The organism is Gemmobacter lutimaris (genome assembly GCF_003570715.1).
GTDB classification, from domain to species: Bacteria; Pseudomonadota; Alphaproteobacteria; order Rhodobacterales; family Rhodobacteraceae; genus Gemmobacter; species Gemmobacter lutimaris.
On record NZ_QXXQ01000030.1, the window covers coordinates 1 to 8,090 of the forward strand.

Consider the following 8,090-nt stretch of genomic DNA (forward strand, 5'->3'; position numbering starts at 1 on the left):
CCTGCTCGAGCCGATCGGGAACGTCCCTCCGGCAGAAGCAGAGGCAAACTTCTACGCCGCTCTGGAAACTGAAGACATCGCCGCGTAACTAACCAAAATCAGCCTCCGGCAAACCCGGGGCGGTTCAGTACGGGTGGCGGCCACGGCTTTCAGTCTGGGCGCGCTTGCCCTTGAGGATGAAACCGCGTCCGCGCTCGTCGAACATCTGCGCAGCGCTGGTAAAGAGCTGCTGGCCGCCGGCCTCCCGGTAGAAGCTGATACCGACATAGCAGGCCGTAAATTCGCCTTCGCGCGCCCTGCGGCGCCAAGGAATGCGGCCAGTGGCTTTGTAGTAAAGCGTCGTTAGAAGGTTCCAGCTCCGCCCAGCCGGGTCTTGGATGTCCCGCGCCTTACTCTCCTTAACCTTTTGAGAGATTTTGGCCTCATCGTCGATGACGTCCTCCCAGACGATCTGCACCGGAAAGCTCAGTCCCATCGCCCGCGCCTTGAGCATGCCCCGAAAGTTTGGGGCATCTGAACCGCTGCTGTCCTCTGTTTCAGTCGAGCTCTTGGCATCGACCTTCGCGCTCCAGACGCGCTCGATCAGGCTGACCGGCAAGGCAACGATCGCGACATCCGGGCGGTGACTGCTCTCATCTAAGGTCTCGAGCTGGGTGATGATCTCGTCGACAGCCATCTCGACAGCTTTCTTGTGATCAGGCTCCTTCCTGATCTTTTCGATCCGGCCTTGGGGCAAAGCGAATGATGCCTCCTCGCTTATCTCGAACCGGCAGTTGAACGGATTGGCATTGCCCAGCCCTGGAAAATCCGGATGCAGGTTCGGGTGTCTGGCCGACTTGCCCGCAAAGCCTGCCGTTGCGGCCGCGAGAAATTTTCCCGTGTCCTCGACAGTCTTAGCGCTGCCGACCACCCCGATCTTGATCACATCACCGAGCGGCGCCTGCAGCGGACCGGCCTCGATCAGACCGAGCCGCGGGTCCGGATGGTGATACTTGTCGCCAAACTCCAGCTCCGGCTCGGCGAAGATTTTGCTTTCGAAATTCATCATATTGCGAGCCTTTCCTGGTCGGCGCTCTCCTCCGCCTTCTTTTTCGGAGAGCCCCAAACGTCTTCCGGCACCCGTGTATCGAGAGTGATTTGCGGCGGCTCGGCAAATGCGAGGCAAGGTTCTTCAGCCTGCTCGGTCGCGAAGAGATCGTCGCTGGCCCGCTCGTTCCGGGTTAGAAACCTGTGCCACATGATGACCTGTCCGCGCAGCGATCCGCTGTTATCGAGCCGCTTCTTGCCTGAAAGAAGCGCATGCGGATACGAGTGCGGCGTGAAGCCGTTGGTCGTGAAGTAATAGGTCGGGGTGATGACCAAATACCACTGATCGCCGAGCACCTCGAAGCGCGGTACGAAGGCATGGTGCCGGACGTAGGCGACCTTTCCTTGGTCCTTTTTGCTGGTCACGACATTGACGACGTCGGCATGAGTCTTGTTCTTCGCAGACTCGTAGTAGAACCGTCGCGGCGTGTCGGCGGCCAGCGCCCTGAAGTAGAGCAGCGCATTCTGCTTGTGCCAGCTCAGATCGGCACGGACCTGGTGCCTGAGCGCGTTCTTGAGGAGATACGCAAAATGATGCTGCTCGTTCAGGTCCTCATGGAAAGCGAGGTAATTCGTCTCCACGGCCTCGACCTGATCGAGATTGACGATCTCCCGGCATGACGATTTTCTCGGGTCGTGGAACGACCAGAACGAACCGCCACGGATCACCCAGTCGAAGCGCGGGGGCTCGTCGCTCTCCAGAAGCAGCGCCGTCGCTCTGCGCCCCGAATACGGGGTCGAAGCCACGTAGATTTCCGACGGCAGAATGAGTGGCAGGATGTTGACCAGCGCCTCTTCACCGTCGCCCAGCGGGGGAACGTAGTAGCCCGCACCGACCTTCGGAACAGCCAACGCGGCGAGGCGGTCGACGGCATTCCTGTCGAGAATGTCCTGCTGCTTGTCGAACTGCAGCCGGCGATCCTCCGCGCTGACACCGCGCGGGACTTCCTTCCAGTAGAAAGTCTCATCGGAGCGGCGGTAGAGAACGATGATGACAGGCAGGTTTGACGGTCGCCAGTATTCAAGGTCCTTACTCCTAAGCAGATAGGTGAAGCCGTGGTCCGTCTCGGACGTGTACTTCGCCTCCTCAGTCGCCTTGACCTGCACGGCAATCATCTGCGCCAGCGGCTTCCCGTCGATCATCACTTCGGCGATGCCGTCGATGCCAGCCTCGAGTCTTCCGCGGCCGTCGAACTGAAAGCCCATGTCCAGAAACCGGCGACGCACCGCCGCCTCGCCGATCTCTCCGAGCATCTGGTTGGATGTAAGAAACTTGGCCATAGCACCAAGTATAGGGCATTTTCGGAACGCTGCACATCATACTGCAAACGCTGCCGCTACGCGGATTCTGACACTTCTGCCTCGCACCGATCTGGCGGCTAATACTGCATCTGGCCAGCCGAGGGGTGGCGTAGTCGGCCCATTCGGACTTGCGGGACGGATCGAACCACTGCGCGAACGAATCCGCCTTTCAGGCGGCTTCAGACTCGTTGGCCGCTGAAGAATATATGAGAGTCCGTTTTCCCGGTGTCGCTGCACCTGCCTTGCCGCGCCGCTGCAAGTCCGCTTTCCGCCCCTATCCGACTGCCGCAGAGCGCAAGATATAGCACGACAGCCGGTGTATGCCCTCGGCCTGCCGGGGACCCGGTTGGGGAGGTTGAACTGATATCCCCTCCCCCCCCTGCTTGGGTAGATCCTGGACCTGCAAGAGATCGAAGAGCCGGTCCAGATGCGCCTCGGCGTCCCGCGCGATCGACGAACGGGCCTGACACCAAGGAGCAGGCTTGCCTGGCGCGCGACGGTCGAGGAAGGCGAACTTCACGATCCGTCAGCGGCGCTTCAATCCTTAGGCGAAAGAGCGGCCCTTCACATGCACCTGCCAGAGGCAGCGGCGCTCAGGATGCGCCAGCGTCGTCATGGGCCGAGCGACCAGCCTGCCATGCGACCAGAATCCGCCTGATAACTTCTTGCCGCGTCGGCATTTCCGGATCCTCACGACGCGCGTCATCGAGCCCGGCGATCAGTTCGCGAGGCAGACGCACGGTCACAGCTTCAGTATCGACGGGTGGGCGACCCATTTTTTTCATGGCGCACTTCTTGACTTTACGACTTTATGTCATTATTTAGTGTTCATGGACGGACGGGGCAGAGCTGGATCCTCGCACCCCGTCCTGGCCAGACACAGACCCTCATGCAAGGAGACTGGAATGACTACTTCTCTTTATAGCGTCAAAAAGTGTGATGGGAAAGCCCCGTCCTCGTCGGTTTCCATTGTGGCCCTTTTCACCGCCTTCCTCGGCACGCTTCCGCGTCTGCTCGAGGACGAGCGGGATCTGTGCGGGTACTCGGGTCAGGACCCGGCCGTTGATCTGTGGATCCGGGCGGCGGATGCGTCGCTGGCGGCGACGAAGGCGGCCTGCGCGGCGGTTCTGGCGGCCACGGCGGTGGGTGAGGCTAACCGCAGCGTGCAGCGGGTGGCGCAGTTGTTCATGGATGTGATCGAGTCAGCCGACCCCGAGGAGGTCGCGGACCTGCGTGCGAATGCGCGGTTGCGCCGCTGGGCCTATCGGGTGCCGGGTGAGATTGCCGGGGCGCACCAGGTCAACCTGCAGGTCGACATGGCGCTGGATGGGCTCGAGTCCTGGCTGGCGCTTGAGGATCCCTTCGATGCGCGCGCTCAGGCTTGGGCCGAGCCCGGCCTCGACTGTGACGCGGGTCCGGCCCTGTCGGCCTGAGCCCTTCTCCCCTTTTCGAGACTGCGACCGGCGCGGGGCTTTCCCGCGCCCTCTCCATCGTCATGCCGTTTCAGGAGCATCCCATGCCCAAGCCCCAGCTGAAGCCCCAAGCACCCCGCCCCACGCGACCCTCTGTCCGCGGTGTCCCCTATGAGGTCGTCACCAGCCGCCAGCGCCGCCTGCATGTGCCGCACCGCTCGCGCCATGTTCCCGCCAGCGCCTGGGTGGACTTCCCCGGCCGGGTTCCCGCCACCTGGCACGATTTCGCGCGGGCGAAAGGATTTCGGGTCCATGCCCGGGTCCGCGATCGCTTCCATGTCGCGCTGGAGTGCGCCGCCTGCGGGGGTCTGACGGCGCACAAGGCCTACACGCTGCGGACCGCGCAGCCCCGCTGCGGCGCCTGCGCGGAGGCCGATCTGTCCGATGCCGCCCGAGCTGCGGGTCTGAACTTCCTGCGACGGGACGGTCGGCATCACAAATACGGCCTCTATCGCGCGGCCTGCGGCCATGTTGTCCGCCGGCAGTTCGAGTTCGTGGAACGGGTCGCCGCCAAACGCATCGACCTGCGCTGCGAACGCTGTCTCCGCGCGCGCGAACGGGACGAAGCCTCTCGTCAGGGCTGGACACGCCTGAGCCGGGATCCGAAGGGGAACCCCGGCTATCGGGTCTACCAGCACAGCTGTGGACATGTTCAGAGGGTGGCCCGGGTCAACATGAGCTGGGGCCAGGTCAAATGTGCCCGTTGCGGCAGCGCCTGGAACGCCCGGCACTCCTTCATCTATTTGCTTCGGATCGATGTGCCGCAGATGGGACTTCATGTTCTGAAGCTCGGCTTCTCCAAGACCCCGGTCAAGCGGCACCGCCATCAGTTGGGCCTGCCGCGCAGCGCCAGAGTCGAGCTGGTCCGGGTGCTGCCCATGGCGACCGGCCATGACGCCTGCGCTCAGGAATCCGCCGCCCATGCGACTCTGCGGCGGCATCATCTCGACGTCGTCGTCCCGCCGGAGGTCTATGCGGGGGTCTTGAACGTCAAGAGCGAGATATATGAGGCGTGGGGTTTCGCCCTGATCATGGGCCTGTTGGACCAGATCGAGGCGGATAAGCGTCCCGCCTGACCCCTGCTTCCCCTGCCTTTTCAAGCCTGCCTCCCGCCCTTGGCGGCGGGTCGCCTCCCTCTTTTCTCTTGTCACAGGAGACTGTCATGACGGCACCCGTGTTCCGTTCCCATGCGCTGATGTCCTCCGCAGCCATGCCTGCCTCGCAAACGCCCTTGGGCGTTAATCCCGCCGCCACCGCGCCGGAGACGGCGCTCCTGACGCCCGACTGGCGGCCCTTTGCCGAGGCCATCCTCGCCGCGGTCGAAGGCTGCGGCTGGGCCGGCTGGCGCGTCTCGGCCCCCGCCAAGCCGGGCGCCGGTCCGGCGGCGAGCGCCTCAGACGCCGCCCCGGCAACGCCCGATCAGGATGCTGCCCACACCACCGCGCAGGCCAGCAAGTCCGGGTCGGCAGAACCTGCCGGGGCCAACGCCGCGACCGTTCCCGACGCCGACGCCGACGCCGACGCCGACGCCGACGATACCCTTTCCGTCGATGACCTGCTCGACCAGATCGAAGCGGCGGATCTTGGTCCGCTGCTGCCGCCCTGCCCGCCGACGGCGAAAGAGCCTGCCACTCTCTGGCGCCCCAAGGCTGGGACCTTGCTTTCGGCGGTCCGGATCGCCGCGACCTTCGGCAACGCAGAGGCGCTGGCCGCCGCCTTCGGCGAGCGCGGGGCGGTCACCCTTCTGGCCACCGGCAGCGCCACCCTCGACTATGCCGTCAAGAAGACGCTGGAGCAGATCGTGGCCGAACCTGCGCTCTGGCCGGACGTCGCCCACACCCTCGAACTCTTGTACGCGCTGGATGCCGTCCGGACCGGCAGCCCCGAGCGCCACCGTCCTCTGGGCGGCCTGACGGACAAGGCAGGCGAGGCGCTCGAGAAAGGCAGGGCGCTGGTGCTGGTCACCGCTGTCGCCGGCACGGCGCCGCGTGAAGTCCGCGACCTTCATCCGCGGGTATGCGTGCTGGCGCCTCTGGACCGGACGATGCTCGCGGTGCTGCTCGACATGGCCTACCCCGGCCAGCGAGCGGATTCGGCCCTCGCAGCCCTTCCGGGCTCTGCGCGGGTCTCACGCCTCGATCCGGACCGGGCCACCCTCGCCCTGCGCGCGGCCAATCCGGAGGCCGCGGTGCGGGCGATCACCGCGGCGCTCTGCCCGCCCCCGACCGAAGGCGCGGGCTGGGCGGAATTCCCCCTGCCAAAGTCTGTCCGCGACCCTCTTGAGGCCATGATCCGCGATCTGCGTGATTGGCAGGAGGGCCAGATCGGCTGGCGCGACGTCGCGCGCGGACCGCTTCTGGTCGGGCCGCCGGGCTCGGGCAAGACGCAGCTCGCCCGGCTCATCGGGCAAGAAGCGGGGATTGCCGTGGTCGCGGGGTCGGTGGCGAGGTGGTCGAGCGAAAGCAGCCGCTCCGGTGACATGATCCGGGCGATGAGGGCCGCTTTTGCCACCGCGGCCGAGCAAGCGCCCGCGCTGCTGTTTCTGGATGAAGTCGATGCTTTCGGGGACAGGGCTCGGCCCCGGGACCACAATTCCGCCTACACCGACTACATCGTCACCGCGCTGATCGACCTGCTCGACGGATTCGAGGGGCATGAAGGAGTCGTCGTGATGGCGGCGACGAACCATCTCTCGAAGTTGGACAAAGCCATCGTGCGGCGCGGTCGATTCGACCGGATCCTGACGCTGCCCCATCCGGACTTCACGCTTCTGCCCAAAGCGATCCGCTGGCAGCTCGGTGCCGACCTCCCCGATGCTGACCTCTCCGCGGTGGCGCAGGCCGCCCTCGGCATGTCAGGGGCCGATATCGCGGCAGCGGTGCGCAGCGCCCGGGGCGCGGCGCGGCGGGACCGGCGCGACCTCACGCTCGATGATCTCGCCGCCGCGATCACGGAGGCGCGGCCCCCGCTGCACCCGGAGCTGCGCCGGATCGTCGCGGCGCACGAGGCAGGACATGCCATCGTCGGGGTCGCAACCGGGCGTGCCCGGGTGTCCACCGTCGCGCTCGCCTTCGATGGCGGTTTCACCGCCGCCAGCCTGGCTGACCATGCAGAAGATCGGCCGTTGGTTGAGGCCCATCTGGCCATCAACCTCGCGGGCAGGGCCGCCGAGCAGCTGATCTTCGGTCGCATCACGACCGGCGCGGGAGGCGCTCCGGAAAGCGATCTCGCAAAGGCGACCCGGCTGGCGACGGCGCTGGAGATCTCCTGGGGGCTCGGGGAATCGCTCATCTGGCTTGGCCCGGTCGACGGGGGCGAGGGCCACCTGCGCAACGATCGCAGCCTCCGGGCACGTGTCGAGACCCATCTGCGCAACGCCGAAGCACGCGCGACACGGATCCTGACCGCAAATCGCAAGCTGCTGGCCGAGATGTCGGCGACCCTTGAGGCCACCGGCGTGCTGTCCGGACCCGCCCTCGCGGCGCTCCTCGACCGCGTTGTTCTGGAAGCGGCCGCCAGCCGCGCACCCGAAGGCGTGATGCCCGAATCCCACAATCCCGTGCTGACAGCTCGGCAATCGGTACTCGGGGGAAAGTCTTTCGGACAGGGACGCGACACCGGGCACGCAGGTGGACACGACCAAATGCCGGACATAAGCGATCCTGACCTGGCCGAGGACGGAACCCGGTGATCCACGCGCCATAGCTCCCGCCGCTGTTCGCGCGATGACGCAGGAACAGCGGCGGGAGACCGACAGGATCATTTCAAACAAAAGAACCCAAATACCCCATTGCCCAAAAGAACCCGACACAGGTGCCGCAGGCACCCCGCTCAGGTGATAGCGGTGGCGGTTCTCCTTTTCCTTTTTCTTTCCTCGGACCCAATGAGCAATGAACCAAACCTCCCCAAACCCCACCCATCCAAAAAAACCAAACACAGCGCCGCAGGCACCCCGCCCGATCCGCGATGCGGGCGGCCCCGGATCAGGGACAGGCCGGAGAAGAGTCGTGTCACACAACTGGTCTTGCCACGGCCGAAGGCACCTTCGCCCGGGGGCGCCTGCACTTTCGGCTTCTCAGCCCCCTCAGCGTCGAGGTCAGCGCCGAGGTCAGCGCCGAGGTCAGCGCCGAGGTCAGCGCCGAGGTCAGCGCCGAGGTCAGCGCCGAGGTCAGCGCCGAGGTCAGCGCCGAGGTCAGCGCCGAGGTCAGCGCCGAGGTCAGCGCCGAGGTC

7 protein-coding genes are annotated in these 8,090 nt (G+C 65.4%); 3 read left to right on the plus strand and 4 right to left on the minus strand.

Annotated elements, in window-relative coordinates; genetic code table 11:
• Positions 1 to 124 precede the first annotated feature (124 nt).
• The 3 genes from D2N39_RS21975 to D2N39_RS21985 all read right to left on the minus strand — a co-directional run bounded on the left by D2N39_RS21975 (position 125) and on the right by D2N39_RS21985 (position 3,173).
• Positions 125 to 1,048, minus strand: coding sequence for an argonaute/piwi family protein (locus D2N39_RS21975; RefSeq protein ID WP_199725337.1), 924 nt, complete (start codon positions 1,046 to 1,048; stop codon positions 125 to 127).
• The gene (locus tag D2N39_RS21980; protein ID WP_119136860.1) at positions 1,045 to 2,367 is read right to left on the minus strand and encodes a DUF4365 domain-containing protein; all 1,323 of its coding nucleotides are present in this window, start codon (positions 2,365 to 2,367) and stop codon (positions 1,045 to 1,047) included. The genes D2N39_RS21975 and D2N39_RS21980 overlap by 4 nt, the downstream gene beginning before the upstream one ends.
• Positions 2,368 to 2,981: 614 nt before the next feature.
• Positions 2,982 to 3,173 carry a hypothetical protein gene (locus D2N39_RS21985; RefSeq protein ID WP_233557373.1) on the minus strand — a complete coding sequence of 64 codons (192 nt, stop codon included), beginning with the start codon at positions 3,171 to 3,173 and terminating at the stop codon, positions 2,982 to 2,984.
• A gap of 120 nt (positions 3,174 to 3,293) precedes the next feature.
• Here D2N39_RS21985 and D2N39_RS21990 point away from each other — a divergent pair, with 120 nt between their 5' ends.
• The 3 genes from D2N39_RS21990 to D2N39_RS22000 all read left to right on the plus strand — a co-directional run bounded on the left by D2N39_RS21990 (position 3,294) and on the right by D2N39_RS22000 (position 7,551).
• Positions 3,294 to 3,821, plus strand: coding sequence for a hypothetical protein (locus tag D2N39_RS21990; RefSeq protein WP_147373540.1), 528 nt, complete (start codon positions 3,294 to 3,296; stop codon positions 3,819 to 3,821).
• A gap of 83 nt (positions 3,822 to 3,904) precedes the next feature.
• Entirely contained in the window at positions 3,905 to 4,936 is a 1,032-nt protein-coding gene (locus D2N39_RS23210; protein ID WP_199725338.1) for a hypothetical protein, read from the plus strand.
• 86 nt (positions 4,937 to 5,022) lie between these two features.
• Positions 5,023 to 7,551 carry an AAA family ATPase gene (locus tag D2N39_RS22000; RefSeq protein WP_119136862.1) on the plus strand — a complete coding sequence of 843 codons (2,529 nt, stop codon included), beginning with the start codon at positions 5,023 to 5,025 and terminating at the stop codon, positions 7,549 to 7,551.
• A gap of 319 nt (positions 7,552 to 7,870) precedes the next feature.
• Here D2N39_RS22000 and D2N39_RS23030 read toward each other — a convergent pair.
• The coding region (locus D2N39_RS23030) for a hypothetical protein (protein ID WP_199725339.1) at positions 7,871 to 8,090 on the minus strand (220 nt) is incomplete at its 5' end.